At 67.1% G+C, this 21023-nt stretch carries 16 protein-coding genes and 5 pseudogenes; 8 read left to right on the forward strand and 13 right to left on the reverse strand.

The window, feature by feature from the left end; genetic code table 11:
- Positions 1 to 56: 56 nt before the first annotated feature.
- Together BN1555_RS34315 and BN1555_RS34320 are read right to left on the reverse strand one after the other, a co-directional pair.
- Positions 57 to 1681 (reverse strand): annotated as a pseudogene (locus tag BN1555_RS34315) (IS4 family transposase); the annotation flags it as partial.
- A 46-nt stretch (positions 1682 to 1727) separates the two neighbouring features.
- Positions 1728 to 3542 (reverse strand): IS1182 family transposase, encoded by a 1815-nt coding sequence (locus BN1555_RS34320; protein ID WP_255306330.1) that lies wholly within the window; start codon positions 3540 to 3542, stop codon positions 1728 to 1730.
- A gap of 158 nt (positions 3543 to 3700) precedes the next feature.
- On the opposite strand from BN1555_RS34320, the gene BN1555_RS34325 reads away from it, so the two are divergent.
- Together BN1555_RS34325 and BN1555_RS34330 are read left to right on the forward strand one after the other, a co-directional pair.
- Positions 3701 to 5332 carry an ISAzo13 family transposase gene (locus tag BN1555_RS34325; protein ID WP_093803041.1) on the forward strand — a complete coding sequence of 544 codons (1632 nt, stop codon included), beginning with the start codon at positions 3701 to 3703 and terminating at the stop codon, positions 5330 to 5332.
- A 339-nt stretch (positions 5333 to 5671) separates the two neighbouring features.
- On the forward strand, positions 5672 to 6031 hold the full coding sequence (locus BN1555_RS34330) for a beta/gamma crystallin domain-containing protein (RefSeq protein WP_255306331.1): 360 nt from the start codon (positions 5672 to 5674) through the stop codon (positions 6029 to 6031).
- A 392-nt stretch (positions 6032 to 6423) separates the two neighbouring features.
- On the opposite strand, the gene BN1555_RS34340 is transcribed toward BN1555_RS34330, so the two are convergent.
- From BN1555_RS34340 to BN1555_RS34355, 5 genes and pseudogenes are all read right to left on the reverse strand, one after another.
- A complete protein-coding gene (locus tag BN1555_RS34340) occupies positions 6424 to 7161 on the reverse strand; it encodes an IS6 family transposase (protein WP_107081142.1) in 738 nt (245 codons plus the stop codon).
- Between the two features lie 40 nt (positions 7162 to 7201).
- Positions 7202 to 8044, reverse strand: a pseudogene (locus BN1555_RS41800) (IS630 family transposase); the annotation flags it as partial.
- 373 nt (positions 8045 to 8417) lie between these two features.
- On the reverse strand, positions 8418 to 9455 hold the full coding sequence (locus BN1555_RS34350; RefSeq protein ID WP_369689041.1) for an RICIN domain-containing protein: 1038 nt from the start codon (positions 9453 to 9455) through the stop codon (positions 8418 to 8420).
- A gap of 46 nt (positions 9456 to 9501) precedes the next feature.
- Positions 9502 to 9870, reverse strand: a complete 369-nt coding sequence (locus tag BN1555_RS41805; protein ID WP_369689017.1) for a hypothetical protein — start codon at positions 9868 to 9870, stop codon at positions 9502 to 9504.
- Positions 9871 to 10233: 363 nt separating this feature from the next.
- The gene (locus BN1555_RS34355) at positions 10234 to 11388 is read right to left on the reverse strand and encodes a cytochrome P450 (RefSeq protein WP_093803859.1); all 1155 of its coding nucleotides are present in this window, start codon (positions 11386 to 11388) and stop codon (positions 10234 to 10236) included.
- 595 nt (positions 11389 to 11983) lie between these two features.
- On the opposite strand from BN1555_RS34355, the pseudogene BN1555_RS34360 reads away from it, so the two are divergent.
- Positions 11984 to 12124, forward strand: a pseudogene (locus BN1555_RS34360) (IS5/IS1182 family transposase); the annotation flags it as partial.
- 353 nt (positions 12125 to 12477) lie between these two features.
- On the opposite strand, the gene BN1555_RS34365 reads toward BN1555_RS34360, so the two are convergent.
- Together BN1555_RS34365 and BN1555_RS34370 are read right to left on the reverse strand one after the other, a co-directional pair.
- Positions 12478 to 13578, reverse strand: coding sequence for a lytic polysaccharide monooxygenase (locus BN1555_RS34365; RefSeq protein ID WP_093803047.1), 1101 nt, complete (start codon positions 13576 to 13578; stop codon positions 12478 to 12480).
- Positions 13579 to 13652: 74 nt separating this feature from the next.
- Positions 13653 to 14156, reverse strand: coding sequence for a hypothetical protein (locus BN1555_RS34370; protein WP_093803048.1), 504 nt, complete (start codon positions 14154 to 14156; stop codon positions 13653 to 13655).
- 458 nt (positions 14157 to 14614) lie between these two features.
- Between BN1555_RS34370 and BN1555_RS34375 the strand changes: the two are divergent.
- Both BN1555_RS34375 and BN1555_RS34380 read left to right on the forward strand, forming a co-directional pair.
- Positions 14615 to 15455, forward strand: a pseudogene (locus BN1555_RS34375) (IS5 family transposase).
- A gap of 201 nt (positions 15456 to 15656) precedes the next feature.
- A pseudogene (locus tag BN1555_RS34380) lies at positions 15657 to 16428 on the forward strand (transposase family protein).
- 45 nt (positions 16429 to 16473) lie between these two features.
- On the opposite strand, the gene BN1555_RS34385 reads toward BN1555_RS34380, so the two are convergent.
- Both BN1555_RS34385 and BN1555_RS34390 read right to left on the reverse strand, forming a co-directional pair.
- Positions 16474 to 16875, reverse strand: coding sequence for a PIN domain-containing protein (locus BN1555_RS34385; RefSeq protein ID WP_141662940.1), 402 nt, complete (start codon positions 16873 to 16875; stop codon positions 16474 to 16476).
- Entirely contained in the window at positions 16872 to 17123 is a 252-nt protein-coding gene (locus BN1555_RS34390; RefSeq protein WP_093803051.1) for a hypothetical protein, read from the reverse strand. The genes BN1555_RS34385 and BN1555_RS34390 overlap by 4 nt, the downstream gene beginning before the upstream one ends.
- A gap of 195 nt (positions 17124 to 17318) precedes the next feature.
- On the opposite strand from BN1555_RS34390, the gene BN1555_RS34395 reads away from it, so the two are divergent.
- From BN1555_RS34395 to BN1555_RS41810, 3 genes are all read left to right on the forward strand, one after another.
- A complete protein-coding gene (locus BN1555_RS34395) occupies positions 17319 to 18038 on the forward strand; it encodes an IS6 family transposase (RefSeq protein ID WP_093803044.1) in 720 nt (239 codons plus the stop codon).
- A 520-nt stretch (positions 18039 to 18558) separates the two neighbouring features.
- Positions 18559 to 19332 carry a glycoside hydrolase family 5 protein gene (locus BN1555_RS34400; protein WP_218058226.1) on the forward strand — a complete coding sequence of 258 codons (774 nt, stop codon included), beginning with the start codon at positions 18559 to 18561 and terminating at the stop codon, positions 19330 to 19332.
- The gene (locus tag BN1555_RS41810; protein ID WP_369689018.1) at positions 19299 to 19523 is read left to right on the forward strand and encodes a hypothetical protein; all 225 of its coding nucleotides are present in this window, start codon (positions 19299 to 19301) and stop codon (positions 19521 to 19523) included. Before BN1555_RS34400 ends, BN1555_RS41810 begins: the two co-directional genes overlap by 34 nt.
- Before the next feature lie 582 nt (positions 19524 to 20105).
- Here the strand turns inward: BN1555_RS41810 and BN1555_RS41010 are convergent.
- Both BN1555_RS41010 and BN1555_RS41015 read right to left on the reverse strand, forming a co-directional pair.
- Positions 20106 to 20768: a cellulose binding domain-containing protein gene (locus tag BN1555_RS41010; protein WP_255306332.1), complete on the reverse strand. Its 663-nt coding sequence runs from the start codon at positions 20766 to 20768 to the stop codon at positions 20106 to 20108.
- Entirely contained in the window at positions 20768 to 20992 is a 225-nt protein-coding gene (locus BN1555_RS41015) for a hypothetical protein (RefSeq protein ID WP_255306333.1), read from the reverse strand. Before BN1555_RS41015 ends, BN1555_RS41010 begins: the two co-directional genes overlap by 1 nt.
- Positions 20993 to 21023 lie beyond the last annotated feature (31 nt).

Below are 21023 nucleotides of genomic sequence, written 5' to 3' on the forward strand. Positions count from 1 at the left end.
ATGAGAGGAACATCGACCATGGCTGCTCCCAGGAAGTACTCCAAGACCGCGGAGTTAGGGCGGTCCGGCGCTGTCAAGTGGGCTGGAGTGAGGGGGTGTTGGGGTCGGGTGTGATCCACTCGGGTGCGAGGATGTAGATGCCTCGCCCGGTGCGGCGAAGGATTCCCTCGCGGACCCAGCGTCCCAGTTCCGCGCGTATCCCTTGGGCATCGTCCAGTCCGATACCGCGGGCGATTTCACATGCGCGCCAGGTGCGGAGAGGGCCGGTGCGCAACAGTTGCAGCGTGCGGTCGCGACGTCCGTCATTGCCGGACCTGGCCGACGAGTGGATGGTCACGGCGATGCTGGTGATCGGGGAAGCCCCGAGGACTTGCGCCTGGCCGGGTGGGGCAGCGGAGCGGGAGATCGGGCACTTGACGCGGCGCGGATTGACCCGTGGTCGGCGGGGCGGGAGCAGATGGTGCAGCAGAGCCGATGTGATACGCCCCGGACCGGAATCGGGCAGGACATCGGCTGCGGCGATGAGCTGGTCCTTGACGGTCTCCAGCGCGACGGTGAAGGAAGCCCGGTCCGGATCCGTGCCGGGGGCCGTCTCCACGGCCTCGACCATGGCCCGGCGTAGTGCCTGGTAGACGGTCAGGTGCGCCCAGAGTTCCGGCTGGACGCCTGCCGCGTCCTGGGAGCGCAGCACCAGGCCGTGCTGCAGCGTGTGACGGAGCGAGTAGAAAGCCGATTCGATCTCCCACCGCTCGTGATAGAGCTCCACCAACTCGGCTGCGGGATACCGGCGGTGGTCGGTGAGCGTGGTTGCCAGCCGGTAATGGCCGTCCAACCGCAGTCCTTTGGCGGTCGTCACCTTGATGTGTGCGTCAATGATCCTCAGCTGGGTCCCGTTGATCCTGGTCAGGAACGTTCCGTCCGGCAGCAGTGCCCAGCGGGCGGGTGTCCTGGTTCCCTTGAGCCGTACCAGCAGCTGTGCGCCGGTGGCCGCGGCCTTCGCGAGGAAGTCGTCGGAGTCGAATCCGCGGTCGTTCAGCAAAAGCATGCCGTCGTCCAGCAGCGGCAGCAGTTGCTCGGCGTAGCCGGTCTCCTTCTCCGCCGTCGGTCCGAAGACGGCGCCGAGCAGAGCCCGGGTGCCGGTCTCGCACAGTGCCATGATCTTCAGCATCGGGTATCCGTCTGTGCCATAGCGGTGCTTGTGCTTGCCCAGCCAGGCGCAGACTCGCGGCCGGTCAGGCGCCTTGGTGGAGCTGCAGCCGTCGAATGCGACCGTGCGCCAGCATCGGTAGCGCACCCCGGGTGTGATCGGCTGTGCCACGGGGCCGGCCAGCGTTTCGAACAGCGACTGGAACGGCGCGACGCCCAGCCGTCGGCGGACTTCCCGCAGTGCCTTCTCCGAGGGGCTCCGTGAGACAAGCTCATGCAGACCGGAGGTGAGCTTCTCCCACACACGCACGTATCCCAGCTGCGGGAAGAGCACCAGGGCCAGCACGAAGTACACCCCCACTCTCGACGGCAGCAGTCGCAGTCTCCGCTGTGTGCCGCCGGTGCGTTCCAGCACGTCATCGACGAGTTCGAACGGCAAGTGCCGGGTCAGCTCACCAAGATGTCCTGGAGCAAAGACACCGCCGGCGACAGTGATGGACGACGTGAGCGTGACGGTGGAACACTGAACGGGCAACGGGGCTCCTTCGAGCAGGAAGACCTTGGTCGGCTTCCTCGCTGTATCAGGTGCCCCGTTGCTGTGACCTGCGGTTCCCCTGAAAATCCCGATCCGTTTGACAGCGGCAGCTCGTCCTTAGCTTGACTCTGTCGGGGATCTTGGAGTCGTCGAGGTCAGGTGTCCAGGGTTCGCCAGGACTTCGGCCGGGGCAGCTCGCGCTGGTCGAGGTATTTCTGGAAGGCAGTCGGTCGGCGGGGCCTGGGTGCTTCCTCGGCCGGTGACATCCGCTGAGACGCTCGATGTTGACGGCGATGGCCGTCAGGACGTGCTGGATGTGGGCTTTCCTCTGTCCGCGGTAGCGGCAGCGCCGCATGCCGTGTCCGTGGGCGAACTCGTTGACCGTGCTCTCCACTCCGGAGCGGACCGCGTAGCGGGTCTTCCACTCGGGTGTCTGTTGCTCGGTGCGGACGCGGAGTTGCAGGTCGCGGAGTTCTCGTGGGGGAAAACCCACGGTGCGGGCGCTGTCCGCGGTGGTGGTGCACTTCGTGCGGGCCGGGCAGGGCCGGCACTGGCTCTTGGTGAATCGGGCCACGATCAACGGTGCCGCCGTGGGCGAGGAGGTCGGGTAGGGGCCGTGCCAGCCCGCGCTGACCTGCCCCTGGGGGCAGGTGACCTGCTGCCGGTCGTAGTCGATGTGGAAGTCGTCCCGGGCGAATCCCGCGTTTTGGCGGTGCTGCCGGGTGGGGTTGCTGTTCAGGGGCCCGGAGACGGTGACCTGGTGTTCACGGGCGGCTTGTTCCAGGTGCGGCAGCGAGGTGTAGCCGCCGTCGACCAGGTGCTCGGCGGGCAGGAGTTCGCGGCGGGCGAGGCGGGTGTGGATGCCGGGCAGGACCTGGCTGTCGTGAGTGGTGGCCGCGGTGGTGGCCACGTCCGTGATCATGTTGGCGCCGTCGGGAGCACAGGTCTCGGTCAGGTGAGCGGCGAACCCCTTCCAGCTGATGATGTGCCCGTGCCGCGCGTAGCGGGCCGAGGTGTCGTAGGGCGAGACGACCGCCTGGGACGAGGGCGGCAATCCGGGCCCGCCTTCCTTCTCGGCGGTGCGCCAGCGCAGGTGTCCTGCGGCGTCACGGTGGTAGTTCTGCACCAAGATCTGGCGCAGGGCCTGGACATGCGGTCCGGACGTGCGGTCTGTTCCGTGCCGGTAGAGGTGTTCCAGGAGCCGGACGGCGTCGTTCCCGGTGGCGAGGATTCTGGTCTTGGGCTTGGTGGGGTTCTTGCCCAGGCGGACCGGCCGGCCGTAGCGGCGCCCCCAGTCCTCATCGACCAGCTCGTCGAGTATATGAGGGGAGACAGCGGCGACTTCTTCGAGTGCGGCGCGGACCGCCTCGGTGATCAGTTCCAGTCGGGTCAGGTCCCGCACCGCGGCCAGGACGTGGGTGGAGTCGGTGCGCTGTGTGGTGCGCTCGCGTACCAGTCCAGCCTCTTTGAGACGGGCCAGTGCAAGGTCGAGAAGCCGGTCCGCACGGTCGCCTTCGGCGAGCCGGTCGCGGAAATCGGCCAGCACACTGTGGTGAAAGCCGGGATCGTCCAGCTCCATGGCCATGGCGTATTTGAAGTCGATGCGGCAGCGGACCGCCTCGGCGGCCTGCCGGTCCGACAGGCCGAGCAGGAACTGCAGTACGCAGACGGTGGCGAGTTGAGCTGGCGAGAGACCCGGACGCCCGTCACGCGGGTACCAGTCGGCGAAGTCCTCGTCACACCACAGCCCATCGAGACGGTCGCGTACCCATATCGCCGTCGTACCGTCCGGGTTGCTCGACCGCGCGACGTGCGCAGTCAGAGACGGGACTTGCTCACCGGAACGGGGGCGAAGGGACAACGGGCACCTCGACATCTGCATCGGTCGGCGGAACCACCCGAGCATGCCCGTTGATCATGCTGCCGCACTGGGAAACTCCAAGATCCCCGACAGAGTCAAGCTAAGGGTCTGCCGATCATCAAGGTGTTGCTTTCAGGGCTGGGACTCGTTGGTGTCGTATGCGTATCCCGGACGAGACTCGTGATCAACTTGCCGTGAAGTTCGCGGTGTTGTTCCCGCACCTGGACGAACGACAGCGGCGGCTGCTGATGGCCGCGGAGGCCCGAGGGCTGGGACATGGCGGCATTCGGGCCGTGGCCCGGGCGGCCGGGGTGAGCGGGACAACGGTCCGCAAGGGCATGTCCGACCTGGAAGCAGGCCAGTTTCTGACCGGCCGGGTGCGGCAGCCGGGCGGCGGACGCAAACGCGTCGCGGACCTCGACCCCGGGCTGCGGACTGCCCTGCTGAATCTCGTCGAGCCGGACGAACGTGGGGATCCGATGTCGCCGTTGCGGTGGACGACGAAGTCGACCCGCACGCTGGCGGCCGAGCTGACCCGCCAGGGGCACCGGGTCGGTGCGGACACCGTCGCCGGTCTGCTGCGGCAGGAGGGGTTCCGGCTGCAGGCCAGCGTCAAGACGCTCGAGGGCAGTCAGCATGCCGACCGGGATGCCCAGTTCCGCTACCTCAACGAGCAGACACGCGATCACCGGGATGCCGGCCAGCCGGTGATCAGCGTGGACACCAAGAAGAAAGAGCTGGTCGGCGACTTCCACAACCATGGCCGTTCCTGGCGGCCCACAGGCGATCCGGTGCCGGTCCGCGTCCACGACTTCGCCGACCCGCAGCTGGGCAAGGCCATCCCTTATGGCATCTACGACCTGGCGGCCAACACCGGCTGGGTCAATGTCGGCACCGACCACGACACCGCCGCGTTCGCGGTGGAGTCGATCCGACGCTGGTGGCACGGCCAGGGGCAGGCCGACTACCCGCAGGCTTCCCGGTTGCTGATCACCGCGGATGCGGGCGGCTCCAACGGCTATCGCACCCGGGCCTGGAAACTCCACCTCGCCCGCCTGGCCACCGAAACCGGACTGGTCATCACAGTCTGTCACCTGCCGCCGGGCACGTCGAAGTGGAACAAGATCGAGCACCGGCTCTTCTCCCACATCACGATGAACTGGCGCGGTCGCCCCCTGACCAGCCACGAAGTCATCCTCGAATCGATCGCCGCGGCCACCACCCGCACCGGACTGCGGGTGAAGGCGGAGCTGGACACCAACACCTACCCCACCGGCATGGGGGTCGGCGACGCGGAGATGGCGGCCCTGCCGCTGACCCGGCACGCCTTCCACGGCGAGTGGAACTACGCCCTGCACCCCCAGCCGAGTCCGGCCATCCTGGCAGCCCGCAGCGGCCGTCCACCGACATCTCAGTGGCATCCGGCGCTGCTGGCCGACCCCGCACTGACCGGCCTGGCTCCGCACCAGATGCAGTACCTCATTCGCATCCTGGCCGCGGAGGGAGACACCCGCCGCGGACGCCCACCCCGGCTGACCTTCGCCGACCAGGTCCTGGCCACCGTGCTCCATCTGCGTGTCAACCTGGCCGCGGAGCCTCTTGCCGTGCTGTTCAACAGCAGCCGCACCGCAATGCACCGCACCCTGCTGAAGATCAGGCAACTGCTTGAAGCACAGGGCATCACCATCTCGCCGGCCGACACTCCACCGACCGCTCTGGCGGCCCTTCGGGCCAGAGTGGCCTCCCAAAGCAGCAGCCCCAACAGCAAGATCAAGAAGACAGGTCAATGATCGGCAGACCCTTAGGTCGTTATTATTCCGCCATTTTCGGCAGACTCTGTCAGAGTCGCCTCGCCTGCATTATCCCTGATCACCTACGTGGCGCCCGCGGTGCCTCTGCGCTCGTCCTCCAGCAGTGCGGATTCCCTTCTCCTGGGACCGGTTTATTCCACTTCTTTCCGCAGCTGGTGATGCCGACTCCCGCCGGGTCAAACGTGCTGTCGGTCACTCTGTCCATGCGAACACCGCGAGAATTTTGCTCTGGCTGGTAAACGCTTTCTAGGGAAGTAGTGAACGTGCGACGGTAGAAACTCCAGTCCCGTCCACGAGGGGAAGAGAATGAAATTATCCGTGCGCCGTTCCATCGGTGTTGCAGCCGTCGCCGCAGCCGCCCTGGCCGCCACGGCCGTGCCTGCCACGGCCGCCACGGCGTCCACCATCGGGGTACTGATCAACCGTACGGCCTGCAACGAGAACGGCTACTTGGAGATTCACAACAACAGCGGTCGCGACACGCTTTGTTTCGCTAACGCCGGCACGATGCCCGTCGCCATCTACGGCGTAAACTGGGTCGAGTCCGGAAACAATGTCGTGACCCTCCAGTTCCAGCGGAACCTGAGCGACCCGAGGCTCGAGTCCATCACCATTCAGAGGTGGAGCTCGTGGAACCCGGGCCACATCCACAAGATCATATCGATCCGGATCCACTGACATCGAAGAACGGACAGGGGCGCCTTTCAAGGCGCCCCTGTCCGGACAACTTTCCTATGGCTCGATCGATCGTTGATTGTGCGTGGCAGATCTGCTCGAGCCGCTTGTGCCGGACGAATTGGGGCCGCTGTTCCGGCGGGGGACCAGGCCATTTTCCGTGCGGCGCGCGGCGGGATGTACCGCTGGTACGAGCCGGACGCGGCCCTCGCCGCCGCCAGGATCGGACACGATCAGGCCGACAAGATCGTGGCGACGCTGGAGGCCGGGGCGGTGGCCGACGCCCACACCCGGATCTCCGAGAGCAGCCCTCCGAGGGGCGCTGTCACGTTGTTGGGCGTGTTGGTGCCTGACGGCGCGTCGGGGCGTGGTGGGTTTGTGGTCCGGATCTGGGGTCAGGCTGTGGTGGGTCGGCCGGTGACGCCGGTGATCTGGTCCCAGATGGCGAAGCGGACGGTCATCTCGGCGCGGTAGTCGGAGGCTGTTATCAGGTGAGGGCGGGGTCGGAAGTGGGGTGAGATGCCGCTGAACGCGGCCAGGAACCGTTGGGTTCCGCCGACGGAGCGGAAGCCTTTCATCGCGCGTTCGCGCTGCCGGGTGGGCTGATGACTGTTCTCGGCCCGGTTGTTCAATCCCTTGTGGGCACGGTGCTCGACCGACGGCATCACCTCCCGATGGGCCGCGCCGTAGGAGCGGAGCTTGTCGGTGACGACCACCCGCGGCACCGAACACGTCTTCTTCAGCAGCCTGCGGAAGAACCGCCTGGGCGCAGCGGCGTCCCGCCGGTTCTGGACCAGGATGTCGAGCACGGTGCCCTCCTGGTCGACGGCCCGCCACAGGTACTTCCGCTCTCCGTTGATCTTCACGAGGACCTCGTCCAGGTGCCACTTGTCCCCGGGCCTCGGCTGCCGGCGGCGCAGGCCGTTGGCGTGGGCCTGCCCGAACTTGCCGCACCAGCGGCGGACGGTCTCGTGGGAGACGAGTACGCCGCGCTCGAGCATCAGCTCTTCGATCTCGCGGAACGACAGCGGGAAGCGGAAGTACAGCCACACGCAGTGCGAGATCACCTCGACCGGATACCGGTGCCCCTTGTACGACGGCGACACACTCCCCACGGACAACCCTCCCAGCATGACCAACCCGAAGATCACCCCACCCGGTCAGCCAACGTGACAACACCGGCATCAGGTGTAGTTCGACTCGTTCGGTGTTGTCAGCGAGCCAGGCACGGACGGCCTTGCTGCGGTGGACCGGATGCCGGTCGACGATCACGTGGACCTTCCGCCCGGCCTGGCGGGCGAGGCGGTCAAGGAAGACGCAGAACACCTTCGCGGTGAACTTGCCGGGGAAGACGGTGAACCACAGCGCGCCCCTGGAGGCGACCGCTGACATGATGTTGACCTTGAAGCGACGTCCGTTCACCCGCACCACTGGGGCCTGCCCGGCCGGCGCCCACGGGCGTCCCGGCGGGGCCGTTTCGGAGCGCAGTCCGCACTGATCGGCCCAGACGAGCTCGGCTTTCTCCCCGCTCGCCCGGGCCCGGATCGCGGGATACTCCTCCTGAATCCACCTGCTGACCTGGTCGTCCTGCTGCCGGTAGGAACGGCGGTCGGGCCGCTGCGGGGTGAAGCCGTGCCGGCGCAGCCACTTGCCCACACCCCGTTCGGTCATCGACACCCCGCACACCATCTTGATCAGCGCCCTGACCGAGCCACGCGTCCACATCACCCCGCTCTGCCCCAGGTCGGCCGGGGTGTAGTCGCACATTGCCCGCAGGACCGCTCCACGCGCTGACTCATCGACCAGCTCACCCTTGCCCGCACGGGATTCACGAACTGCCGCGAGCAGTGCCTGCCTCCCGCCGGTCCGACTGGCCCGCCACCAGGTGCCTACCGACCGCTCGGAGACCTCGAACATCTCCGCCGCCTGGCTGTACGTCCGAACCCGCCCCGACTCCAGCGCACTCACCACCCGCAACCGCAGATCCTCCTGCGCAGCAGGCGACAGACGCCGCATGTCCCCACCCTCGATCACACCTCATCAACGAGCAGGCAACCCATCAGTTCCGGTTCAATACCTCCGGCCCCCACTGGGGCACCGGTGGAGACAACTCTCCAGCCGGCTCCGGGTGCAACCCCCGTATCCCGACATCGAGCCACCAGTACGGGTCGCCGGGGCGCAGGTGAGGGATCGCCTACCCACCGGCACCGAACCGGGCCAGCTCGAGGGCGGCGACAGCATTAGGCCACGTACGCCAGAGCGCATCAGGTGGGCAGCCCCGGAACACGGAAAGGCCCCGGCCGCACCCCTCGTTGGAGGGGCGCGGCCGGGGGCTTGGGTGGGCGGTGATCGGTCGGTCAGCCGCTGTGGGTGTGCCCGAGCGGGAGGGTCAGTAAGGGGCGCCGGCTCGCTTCCATCGTTGGTTGGCGGTTCCCTGGCAGGTGTACTGGATGGCCTTGGGGCCGGCGGTGGCTGGGTCGTAGGCGATGGTCAGGCACTTGCCGCTGTGCCGGGCGGTGAGCCGGTAGTCGCCGCCGGCGAGTGGGGTGATCTCCCACTGCTGATTGGCTCCGGAGCCGCAGCGCGTCTGGGCCACGCGTGCGTTGTCGGCGGTGGACGACGCGGGCACGGTGAGGCACTTATGGCTGTGCCGGGCGACGATCCGGTAGAAGCCGGATCCCACAGGAAGCACTTGCCAGTGCTGGTTGGAGGCAGCGGCGGTGCCGCAGGGCCGATGCGTCAGCCCGACCCCGTCACCCTGCGACTGGTCATCCTCCACGATGGGCCCGCTGGTGAACCGCCGCACGGCGAGGCATTGGTCATTGTGCTGCGCCCGCAGTTGCTCGTAGGCGGGGCTGGAGCCCACACCCTCCACCACGCCGGTGGCGGTGTCGATGGAGACCCGCGGGTACCAGCTCATCGACAGTGACCTGTTGGTCGGGAATCTCAGCGGCAGCCAGACGTGCTCACTGTCGTTCAGGTTGCCGTCCCAGGCGTTCCCGTGCCGGTCGCCCAGGTAGAGGTAGGAGGTCGTGGTGCTGCCCTGAATGGGCAGGACGAACGTGGGCTGGGAGCCATAGGTGATGCTGTCGCCCAGATTCGCCATCCCGCTCCAAGGGCCCTTGATGCTGGTCGCGGTCGCGTACTTGGCCTGGTTGGGTTGCCAGCCGGTGACACCGGAGGTCAGCAGGAAGTAGACGCCGTTGCGCTTGAACATCGTCTGCGCTTCCCGCGTGACGTTGCGCAGGACGTGTTCTCTGGCGGCGACGTAAAGGTAGTCCGGGGTCAGGCGGTAGATGGTCAGGTCCTGCTGTTCGCTGCCGGTCGTCGAGACCAGGTACGCCGTGCGGTCGGGGTCGTCGTCCTGGAAGACGCTGACGTCGAAGGACGCTTCGCCGAGAGGCCGGAAATCCGCTGGTAGGTGTATTCCCCGTCCACCGTCGGCGACGTGGCAATCGCTACCCGATTCTCTGTCAGGGGCGCCGGATGGTTCTCCTTGCGCATGAAGAGCACGTACTGCCCGGTGCGCGCGTTGTGGATGACCTTGGGCCGATGGAGATTCTCCACGTGGGGGCCGAGTCCTCGGTCAGCACGTGCCTGCGAAACTCCCAGGTGCGCAGATCGGTCGAGCGGTACGCCGCGATGTACCGGAAGCGGTTGCTGGCATACGGGTTCACGCCGAACCAGTAGTAGTACTCGCCCACCTTGATCATGCCGCCGTCGTGCCCGCGCACCACTTTGCCGGTGGGGTCGGTGAACTGCACGCCATTGCTGACCGTGACCGGGGCGGCGGCAGTCGGGCTTCCCGGGGCCAGCACAGGCAAGAGCAGGCCGACACACATGGCCACGACTAACCGGACAAATTTTCTACCCATACGGGCATCCCCCTTCGCTTCTGCGACACGTCGTGCCGGAGCTTCCGCAGGATGTCCCACGGCTCCCGCAGGCACCAATACCTCGAACGGGTGAACCTTCGGCCGGCCCTCCGTCCCCTCCGTTGGCCGGGGCCGACGGAGGGGGCACGGAACACAGGGCGCCCGCCAGATGGAGGGACAGCTCGGAGTGCGCGCCCGACTTGCACGGCCTGTGCGCCCCTGGCGGGAAACCGGAAGCCCGGCCTCCCCATGCGGGAGGCCGGGCTTCTCACGTCGGGTACAGGAGCACCGCCGAACACGCGCTTCGGGTCCTCGGCATGCCGAGGAGGTTCAGCCCTGACTGCCCGGCTGCGATGTCCTGGTGAGGCGGGTCCAGCCCGCCGGGGGCGCCAGGAGCGTGCGGACGTGGGGCTTTCGCCTGCGGAGCCGTACGTCTCCCCGGTAGTGGCGAAGGATGAGGCAGCCCAGGTGTTCCAGAGCCTTGACCGCAAACCCGTTCGCCGGGCACATCCCCTCCCCCTTCCCGAAGGGCAGGTAGGACCGTCTCTGGTCCTCGGTCGGTTTCTCCCAGCGGGCGGGGCGAAATTCCAGCGGCTCGTCCCACACGGCCGCCGACCGGTGGAGCGCGTGCGTGCCGATCAGCACGTGTTCGCCCTCGTCCACCGGGACGCCGGTGATCTCGTGGTCAGCGGCGGCCACCCTGGCCAGACGCCACGCCGTCGGGTAGAGGCGCAACACTTCCTTGACCAGGGAACGGATTCGTTCCGGACGTACCGCCGGGCCGTTGTACCCGTACTGAACGCCGAGCAGCACCAACCATTCCAGGGTCACGCCGGTGAAGCCGACGGTGGAGAGGACGAGCCGCTGCAGCAACTGCGCGCGGTCTGCCGGGGACAGCTCCCCGTGCAGGCCCATCACCAGGTCGACGAGATCCTGCGCGTCGGCGTCCTGAGCCGGTAGCTGCTCCAGATGGTGGGCCAGTCCCGCCCGGATGCGCGGGACCGAGCGGTGGGAGCGTCGCACCGTGTGACCGACGATGTCGTCGGCGATGACGCTTGAGGTGACGTAGTCGTCGACGAGGGAGTTGATCCCGCTGTGGCGCCCGTGTGCGATCACCGGCGCGAAGTACCGCCGGACCACTCGCACTCCCCAGCGCTGGTGCCGCAGACGGCCGTGTCTGTCGCCCGCCTCGCGGAGGGCCGCGTCGATGTCGAACGACGCGTGGGGGTCGTGACGGGCCAGGACGTTGATGAGTTCGCGTGACGCCTCGGCTCGAATCGTTTGAGGGAGAGGCGTGGGTCCGAGGCGGAAGAACCCGGACTGCGGCAGGTACTTGTCGGCCGAGTCGACGAGCACTTCCCGGGCGGCGTCCGCATCGGCGATGAAGAGGGTCCCGAAGCGGAGCCTGAACGGGCCGCCGGCCTCCGCCGCCGAGTCCTCCCATCGCCGAAGGTGGGGCCACAGGCCCTGCCTGTCCAAGAACACGAGATCCTCCACCTGTCCCACAGGGAGGGAACGCCCAGCCCCGGCTGCGCGCCCCCTCCCGCACGGAGAGCCTGTTCAGGCTTTGCGTCCGTACCTGTCGCCGTACCCGTGGACGCGCGCGCGACTTTCACCGCTGAACGCCCGAACGACCCTGAGGACCCTCGACCCGTTGCCCTCCTGCCGCAGTACTCTGCGCTGTCCTGGCCGGCCCGGCATCAGTCGCGCCGCCCGTATCCGACGAAGTACCCGTGCCAGCGTGCGCGCATCTCACCGCTGAACGCCCGAAAGCCGCTGGTGACCCGGTTCATGGTGTTCCTCCTTCTGGTCGGTGACCCTCGCTGGTCGGCCCGACTGGAGCCTCTCGGCCCGCCACCGCACGCCTCAGCATGTGGTCAACCCACTGTCGTGAAGCGGTCGGCTCTGAGCCCGCCTTTTGCATGACGCTACCCATACAGCCGAACCGGGTGAACCGGTAGAACCGGCCAAAGACAGCGACTCCACCGGTTGTTTCCAGCATCCCGGTGGAACTGCTCGAAGACGCGCAGGCCAAGCGCCTCACGGACAGGCCGAAAAGTCCAGCTCCATGCCGGCCACCGCGGTCATTCCGGAGAAGAAGGACCAGGCCGCCAACCGGAAGGAGAAGGGCAGCCGGGGCGGTTACGACGCCGAGCTCCACAAGGCAAGGAACACCGTGGAGCGCCTGATCAACAAGCTGAAAGCCTACCGCATCGCCACCACCCGCGTCCGAGCCAAACAGCAGCCTCTGGGCTGATTTTGGCGTGGGCAGCTCGGCTGACAGGAGTCTTGAACGCGGTCAGCGATAGTAGTTGAGCCAGTCGCCCGGGATCAGGTCACGAACACGGCCGACTACCAGCAGCGTACCGACCCCGGCCTGGCGGTGCTCGCCCGCCTCCAGGCACGCAGGGCACGCGCCTTCACCACCTGGGCCGATGTCGCGCCGGGCCTGGCCATCGAAGCATCCGACCGGATCCCGTACACACGACGGCCATCGAAGCATCCGACCGGATCCCGTACACACGACAGCGTCGGCCCTCGCGGAGGCGAAAGCCGGCGCCATCGTTGCGGGTGTTACGGGTTGACGCAGGTGATCGAACCGACTGGCAGGTTGTTTCCGGTCGAGGTGGCGGTGAAGCCGAATGTCACGGTGCCGTCCGGCGGGATGGTCCGGTTGTGGTCGACATTCTTGACCGTGGCCGTGCCGTCGGAGCCGGTGCTGAGGGTGCCGTTCCAAACTTGGTTGATCTTGGTACCGGCGCCCGGCTGCCAGCGCACGGCCCATCCGTCACGCGCGGTGGTGTTGTGGTTCATCACCTCGATGGAACCCTGGAAGCCGCCGTTCCAGTAGTTCGTCACCTTGTAGAGGGCCATGCACCCGCTGTGCGGGTCGGTCGGAGTGGGGGTCGGCGTGGGCGTGGGGGTCGGAGTGGGGGTCGGCGTGGGGGTGCTCCCCGAGCCGCGGATGCCGGTCACCTCACCGTTGCCACCGTCGAAGGCGATGTCGGAGCAGGAGAAGAAGTTCTCCTGGCTGTCCGACCGCACCCACTGGATGAACATCATCGCGTCACCGGAGCGGCCCGAGGGCAGCTTCAGGTCCCAGTGGTAGTGACCGGACTCGCTGCCCACCGAACCGGACTGTGGCGGGTTGGTGACGGTCTGGATGAGCTCCAGGTCACCCCAGCCCAGCGGCTTCGTGGGTGAGTAGCCGGGCTTGGAGATGTACACCCGGAAGTCGCCGGGGTGCGCCGCCCAGTTGCTGTGCTTGATCTTGATCGTCGCCCCGGAGGTCAGGTGGGTCCGGGGCCAGTCGGCGCGGGCGGCGTTGTAGCCGGTGAAGTTGTACGGGGAGCGGTCGCCGGCGCTGCACAGCTTGCCATCCGGGACGTAACCCGGTCCGCGTCCGCCCGCGTTGGAATCGAGCACGGCGAACCAGTTGTACAGCGCGGTCGAGCCGCTCTCCGCGAGCGCCGCCTTGCACGCCGGGTTCGTCGGGTCGAGCCCGCCGGTGCTCGTCCTGGCGTCCAGATAGCACAGGTAGGTCCGCGATCCGGGCGTCATCGTCACACCGTGCGCCTGCGCGCTGTTCTGGCCGATCAGGGCCAGACCGAGCCCGCTGAGCAGGGTGGCCAGCACCGCCAGTAAGGACAGTGATCGTCTCTTGCTTCGAGCCATGGTGTCTCCTGTGGTGGGTGGAGTTGCGTCTTTCTCCTCGGCAGTCGCCGGGCCGGTCAGGCGGGCGGGGTGCCCTACGCCAGGTAACTGTCCGCTTGGGCGGGGAGCTTCGGGGCGTCGGCATGGAAGGCCTCGGTACTGCGGCTGTAGTCGCCGTCCTCGTCGAAGGCGGAGCAGCCGTACTTGCTCATCCTCAACTGGAGGTCACAGGAGTCCTTCCCGGCGGCCGGGCTGCCGCTCTTGAACCCGATCTCGAGGTAGGCGTCCGCGCTCGCGACCGGGGTGCCCAGTCCGGTGCCGGTGAAGGCGGTGCCGGTGACCGGCGAGGAGTTGGCCTTGATGTCGCCGCGGTAGACGTCGTAGCCGGTGACGCCCACATTGTCGGTGGCCGTCGTCCGGGCCGGCGAGATGCTGGACGCGGTCCCCGCGACGGATCTCAGGCCGGCCGGGTCGTTGCCCGCTTTGGGCGCTGTGCAGTTCGGGTCGCGCATCGGGTCCGCAGGCTTGCCCTCGTAGTCCGGGAGGTCCGTGGTGAACAGGGCGCGGACGGTGCGGAGGCAGTGCGGTGACGATCGCATGCGGGGCCTCTCTCCGAGGGAACCGGAGCCGACAGGGGAGCTGGGCGGTTTTCGGGAGCGCTCCCATCCCCTCACTGATGGGAGCGCTCCCACCCGTCGGTTTCGATCGCGACTATAGGAGCCCGGGATGTCTCTGACAACCCTGTGAACCACAATCCGTCGAATGAAATTCGGAGGTGCAGGTCAGCGGGTGGGGTCTGGCTCACCCGCGCAACGGGCAAGCACCGGATTTGAGAGGGCGTTTATGCAGGTCACAGTGGGTAATTGACTTATGCGAGTGCCCCGTTTCAGCATGGTTCACCCTGTAGATTCCGAATACTGCCCGGCAAGGCGCGACCCCGGGTGGCCCGTCTCATCCGCTTCTGGTCTTGGAAACCCGTCTGACGTAGAGATATGCCAGAACCTCCCACCCTCCTGCGGAACAGAGCCTTCCGGCATACCCATGCTCACGCTGTGCCGTGAGTGAGCGCAAGCCGTACCCCAGCGACCTGTCCGACGCCCGATGGGCCCTGATCGAGCCGACGTTGACGGCCTGGCGGAATGCCCGGCTCGAACGCCGCCCCACCGGAAAACCGGCCCAAGTCGATTTGCGCGACGTGTTCAATGCGATCCTTTACCTGAACCGCACCGGAATCCCCTGGAAATACCTCCCACACGATTTCCCCGGCCACGGCACCGTCTACTTCTACTACGCCGCCTGGCGCGACGAAGGAATCTTCACCCAGTTCAACTACGACCTGACCGTGCTCGCCCGGGTGAAGGAGGGCCGCAAGCCCGAACCGACCGCCTCGGTGATCGACACTCAGAGCGTCAAGACCTCCACCGATGTGCCCCTGAACAGCCAGGGAAACCGACGCCGCGAAGAAGATCGTCGGCCGGAAGCGAGGCATCCTCACCGATACGATCGGCCTCATCCTCGCCGTGACCGTCGCCGGTGCCGGCCTCTCCGAAAACACCATGGGAATACGTCTCCTCGACCAGGCCAAGGAGATGTACCCCACCGTCGCGAAAAGCTGGGTCGACACCGGCTTCAAAAACGCCGTTATCGAACACGGCGCCACCCTCGGAATCGACGTCGAGGTCGTCAGCCGCAACCCCGGGAAACGCGGCTTCCATGTCGTGAAAAGGCGCTGGGTGGTAGAGCGCAACATCGGCTGAATCATGATGCACCGCAGCCTCGCCCGCGACTACGAGACCCTCACCACCAGCTCCGAAGCCATGATCCACATCGCATCGATCGATAACCTCGCCAAGCGCATAACGGACGAGACCACACCCACCTGGCGAGAAACTTACTAGGAAATAAAGGGCAATCTGCCTAGATCAAACGCCCTCTCAGTGGTCAGGGCGCCGCGGCGGGACAACCCTGTTGTTGCTGGTTTTGCCAGCGAGCCGTTTTCAACCTGACGGGTGGTTGGGCGGGCGGCCCCGGCCGCGGACGTGAAAAAAGCTCCTGGTAGACGGGTTCACGACCAAGATCACAGTCCGCCAGGAGCTCTCGTGCTTGTCCACCCGTCCGCCATCGATCTGTCCAGCCGCACCCTGCACTACCTCTCCGGTCTTCTCGCAGGCCACCGCCGCCGGATCGGCTCCCGGTGGCGGTGACCTGCGGCTGGCAGGCTCTGCTCGTCCTGGCCCACCTGCGCTGCGGCGACACTTACGCCCGTCTCGCCGCGGGCTTCCGCATCGGGATCGCCACGGCCTACCGCTGCATACGCGAGGCCGTCGACCTCCTGGCCGCACTCGCGCCCACGCTGGAACAGGCCATGGAGACCGTGCGGAAGAAGGCGTACGTGATCCTCGACGGCACCGTGCCGGCGATCGACCGCATCGCCGCCGACCGGCCGTACTACTCCGGGAAGAAGAAGCACCACGGGATGAACGTGCAAGTCCTCGCCGATCCCGCCGGCCGTCTGATCTGGGCTTCGGACGCGCTACCCGGGGCCGTGCACGATCTGACCGCGGCCCGGACCCATGGCATTCCCGCCGCTCTCGCCGCCGACGCCATCAAGTGCTGGGCCGACGACTTGACTTCTATAGGAGCATCAAGGCGTATCAGGGCGCAGGTCCTGCTGTCCGCGTCCCGCCCCGGGGCAAGGGCCTGCGCGGCTGGCGTCGGCGACACAACCGAGATCACACCAAAATCCGCAGTCTCGGCGAACGTGCCATGGCCACCCTCAAATGCTGGCGGCTCCTGCGGAAGCTCCGCTGCAGCACCACCCGGATCACCGGCGTCGTCCATGCCGTCGTCGCCCTCGAACTTGCCTCCTGATCAAGGTGGAAAAGGCTCAGTATGCGGGTGAGAGGAGCGCCCGGGTCAGGGTGAGATGTCCAGGACGCGGACGTCGACCTCGGCCCAGGTCTTGGGGTCGGTGGTCACCACGCGTACACCGTCAGGGGTCTGAGTGCCGGGCTGAGCGACGTAGCGGGTGTGCGCCCAGCCCAGGGAGCGGGTGCGGCCTGAGGCGTCGAGGACGCCGGCCAGGTCGAGGGGGTGGAAGATGATCTGGTCGAGCATCGCAACATGTGTGGCGAGCCCGGTTCGCAGGCGATCGGCGTCCGCGAGGGCGGCGAGTGCGACGTGGACACGCCATGCGTCCGTCGCGGCGGACTGGTGCAGGATCCGGGAGACCAGCACATTGCCCGACCCGAGCGCCAGGAGCGCGCTCTCGTCCAGCAGCACGTCCACCGCGGCATCGGCGGGAGCGGCAGGGCTCACGCCGCACCGTCCAGGCGGCGGGCCAGCTCGGCGTCCGCCTGGAGGTCCTGTTCGGGCGTGGGGGTGTAGCCGGCGAAGTCCCGCAGGACCGACAGGGTGCGGGCCACACGCTCGGCCCGTTCACTCTCGGTCGGGGTATGGGCAGCGAAATCGCTGACCAGTCCGGCGATCGTCGTGCCCTTCTCCGCGGCCAGGAGCGCCAGGCGGTCCCGCACCGTGTCCTCGACCTTGATCGTTGTGTGCGCCATACCCAGGAGAATACATCAGGTATACCCGGCGGTGGTGGAGAACGCCCCAGCGGAGCGGAAAAGGCGTGAGCGCAGTGGGCACAGCGGGTGGTGGCATGGAGGGTGGTGTCGCCCTCGATGGCGTGGAGGGGCGTTGTCACGTTGGCTGACCGGGTGGGGTGATCTTCGGGTTGGTCATGCTGGGAGGGGTTGTCCGTGGGGAGTGTGTCGCCGTCGTACAAGGGGCACCGGTATCCGGTCGAGGTGATCTCGCACTGCGTGTGGCTGTACTTCCGCTTCCCGCTGTCGTTCCGCGAGATCGAAGAGCTGATGCTCGAGCGCGGCGTACTCGTCTCCCACGAGACCGTCCGCCGCTGGTGCGGCAAGTTCGGGCAGGCCCACGCCAACGGCCTGCGCCGCCGGCAGCCGAGGCCCGGGGACAAGTGGCACCTGGACGAGGTCCTCGTGAAGATCAACGGAGAGCGGAAGTACCTGTGGCGGGCCGTCGACCAGGAGGGCACCGTGCTCGACATCCTGGTCCAGAACCGGCGGGACGCCGCTGCGCCCAGGCGGTTCTTCCGCAGGCTGCTGAAGAAGACGTGTTCGGTGCCGCGGGTGGTCGTCACCGACAAGCTCCGCTCCTACGGCGCGGCCCATCGGGAGGTGATGCCGTCGGTCGAGCACCGTGCCCACAAGGGATTGAACAACCGGGCCGAGAACAGTCATCAGCCCACCCGGCAGCGCGAACGCGCGATGAAAGGCTTCCGCTCCGTCGGCGGAACCCAACGGTTCCTGGCCGCGTTCAGCGGCATCTCACCCCACTTCCGACCCCGCCCTCACCTGATAACAGCCTCCGACTACCGCGCCGAGATGACCGTCCGCTTCGCCATCTGGGACCAGATCACCGGCGTCACCGGCCGACCCACCACAGCCTGACCCCAGATCCGGACCACAAACCCACCACGCCCCGACGCGCCGTCAGGCACCAACACGCCCAACAACGTGACAGCGCCCCTCGGAGGGCATGCCGGGGGCCTGCGGTGCCCAGAAGCCGCCGACCGCTCTGGGCTCCGTGCAGGGGCTGAGCATTCGGACTTTTTGTCGCGCAAATGAATCGCCCTCATTTCGCTCTCGTCGACCACCCTCCTCTGCCCGCTTCCGAAGCCTCAGGGTTCGACGTCAGAAGCAAGTCCTGCAGAGAGCTTTCGTCCAGTTGCCCGGCGCGTCTACGCTTACTCTCTATGGGAGCGCTCCCACGATCGTCGGAAGAGCGTTATGCACAGTATCGAAGGTCATCCAGCCAGGTAGAGGCGCATTGCCCACTGTGGAACCCGCTCTGAGGCCGGTCTCTCGCCGAGCGCTCCCATATGGAGTGATCGGTCATATAGGTGCGTTGAGGGAGAGTGCGATGAGCATGCGAAGAGCCCTTCGGGCTTTCGGCGTTGTCGGAGTACTTATGGCGGGTTCGGTGGCCGGATTCGGCGGCCCGGCCTCGGCGGTCGCCTCGCCGGCGGCCGGTCAGTCCGCCGCAGACGGCAGGGCATCGACGGTCGCCGCGGCGCCGACACTGCACGTGTCGGGCAACCGCCTGGTCACCGGGTCCAATTCCACGTTCCGCCCACTGGGCGTCAACCGGTCCGGCGGGGAGTTCGGCTGTGTCCAAGGCAAGGAGATATTCGACGGGCCGACGGACCAGGCGGCCGTCGACGCGATGAAGGAATGGAAGATCAACACTGTCCGGATCCCGCTGAACGAGGAATGCTGGCTGGGCACCGGGAACTTACCTCCGACAGCGCCCAGCGCGGCGGCGTACCAGCAGGCGGTCAAGACCTACGCGGACCTCCTGGTGGACAACGGCATCAACGTGATCCTCGACCTGCACTGGACTTGGGGCGAGTACACCGGCCCCGGCGGAGGCTGCCCGGACGTCGCGGCCACCTGTCAGAAGCCGATGCCGAACGCGCGCTACACCCCCACGTTCTGGTCCGAGGTGGCCACGATGTTCAAGGGGAACGGAGCGGTCATCTTCGACCTGTTCAACGAGCCGTACCCGGACGCGGCCAACAACTGGTCCGACGCCACGGCCGCATGGACCTGTCTGCGTGACGGCGGCACCTGCGCCGGGATCACCTATCCGGTCGCCGCATGCAGACCCTCGTCAACGCGGTACGCGCCACCGGTGCCACCAACGTCATCATGTCGGGCGGTCTGGAGTGGACGAACAACCTGAGTCGGTGGCTGGAATTCAAGCCGGCCGACCCCACCGGCAATCTGATGGCCTCATGGCACTCCTACAACTTCAACGGCTGCGTGACCACCTCGTGCTGGACAGCAACATCGGAGCGGTCGCCGCCCAGGTGCCGGTCCAGGCCGGCGAGATCGGTCAGAACACCTGCGCCCATGACTACATCGACCAGGTGATGGCCTGGGCGGGACCGCCACCAACAAGTCCGGGTACAACGGCCTGGACTTGGAACCTTGGGGTTTGCAGCGGTGGCAGTGTGCTCATCGAGGACTGGAACGGCACCGACCAGCACCTACGGTGAGGGGTACAAGGCGCCCCTGCTCAGCCAGAACCCCCGGTGATCCGGCGGTGACAACCGCTGCGCCCACGCTCCGGGGAACTCCACCGCTCCGAGGTTGACGGCCACACCTCCGCGACCTGAGCTGGGTGGCCTCCACGGAACAACGTGGGTTGTCAACGCTACGACGTCGTCCGGTGTCACCTGGGGGCACCGGACGCAAAGGTGGCCGCTCGGCGTCCAACCAGGCCCACGGTCACAGGGCTGTCCGGCAAACACGGCTACACCTTCGCCGTTTACGCCAAGGACCGCGGCCGGCACGTCCAACCCGCTCGGCCACCGTTACCGTTACCCACCACCGGCACCCCGCGGGCACCTGCTCCGTCGGCTACGCTTGGTGGGGGACTGGGGAAGCGGCTTCCAGAGCGAGTATCACCATTCCGCAAACACCCGGCGCCGCCGCGCGGCGACTGGAAGTCGGTTAACGATTACGCTTCACCATGCGGCCCCTCAAAACTGTGGGGGTACCGCCCCACATGTTGTTGATGGTCTGGCCGTTGGTGAAGGTGAAGCCGAGCTTCCAGTCGCTGACAGCGGCGGCGCCGGTGTTGCGGATGGTGATCTCGCTCTGGAAGCCGCTTCCCCAGTCCCCCACCAAGCGGTAGCCGACGGAGCAGGTGCCCGCCGGGGTGCCGGTGGTGGTAACGGTAACGGTGGCCGAGCGGGTGGAGCGGTTGCCGGCCGGTCCTTGGCGTAAACGGCGAAGGTGTAGGCCGTGTTGCCGGACAGCCCTGTGACCGTGGCCTGGTTGGACGCCGAGCCGGCCACCTGCGTCCTCGGTGCCGCGGTGACACGGACGACGTCGTAGCCGGTGACACCACGTTGTCGTGGAGGCCACCCAGCTCAAGGTCGCGGAGGTGGCCGTCACCTCGGAGGCGGTGGGAGTCCCCGGAGCGGTGGGCGCAGCGGTGTCACCGCCGGGATCACCGGGGGTCTGGCTGAGCAGGTGCGCCTTGTACCCCTCACCGTAGGTGCTGGTCGGTGTGCCGTTCCAGTCCTCGATGAGCACACTGCCACCGCTGCAACCCCAAGGGTTCCAAGTCCAGGCCGTGTACCCGACCTTGTTGGCGTCCGCCCAGGCCATCACCTGGTCGATGTAGTCATGGGCGCAGGTGTTCTGACGATCTCGCCGGCCTGGACCGGCACCTGGGCGGCGACCGCTCCGATGTTGCTGTCCCAGCACGAGGTGGTCACGCAGCCGTTGAAGTTGTAGGAGTGCCATGAGGCCATCAGATTGCCGGTGGGGTCGGCCGGCTTGAATTCCAGCCACCGACTCAGGTTGTTCGTCCACTCCAGACCGCCCGACATGATGACGTTGGTGGCACCGGTGGCGGTACCG

It is taken from the genome of Streptomyces sp. Wb2n-11, assembly GCF_001049855.1.
Classification (GTDB): domain Bacteria; phylum Actinomycetota; class Actinomycetes; order Streptomycetales; family Streptomycetaceae; genus Streptomyces; species Streptomyces altiplanensis.

Coding starts and splice junctions, on each gene's coding strand:
- BN1555_RS34325 (WP_093803041.1), top strand. CDS start 3,701: ATGCGTATCCCGGACGAGACTCGTGATCAACTTGCCGTGAAGTTCGCG.
- BN1555_RS34340 (WP_107081142.1), bottom strand. CDS start 7,161: ATGCTGGGAGGGTTGTCCGTGGGGAGTGTGTCGCCGTCGTACAAGGGG.
- BN1555_RS41805 (WP_369689017.1), bottom strand. CDS start 9,870: ATGTGTGTCGGCCTGCTCTTGCCTGTGCTGGCCCCGGGAAGCCCGACT.
- BN1555_RS34365 (WP_093803047.1), bottom strand. CDS start 13,578: ATGGCTCGAAGCAAGAGACGATCACTGTCCTTACTGGCGGTGCTGGCC.
- BN1555_RS34370 (WP_093803048.1), bottom strand. CDS start 14,156: ATGCGATCGTCACCGCACTGCCTCCGCACCGTCCGCGCCCTGTTCACC.
- BN1555_RS34390 (WP_093803051.1), bottom strand. CDS start 17,123: ATGGCGCACACAACGATCAAGGTCGAGGACACGGTGCGGGACCGCCTG.
- BN1555_RS34400 (WP_218058226.1), top strand. CDS start 18,559: ATGGCGGGTTCGGTGGCCGGATTCGGCGGCCCGGCCTCGGCGGTCGCC.
- BN1555_RS41810 (WP_369689018.1), top strand. CDS start 19,299: ATGTCGGGCGGTCTGGAGTGGACGAACAACCTGAGTCGGTGGCTGGAA.
- BN1555_RS41010 (WP_255306332.1), bottom strand. CDS start 20,768: ATGGCCTGGGCGGACGCCAACAAGGTCGGGTACACGGCCTGGACTTGG.
- BN1555_RS41015 (WP_255306333.1), bottom strand. CDS start 20,992: ATGTCGGGCGGTCTGGAGTGGACGAACAACCTGAGTCGGTGGCTGGAA.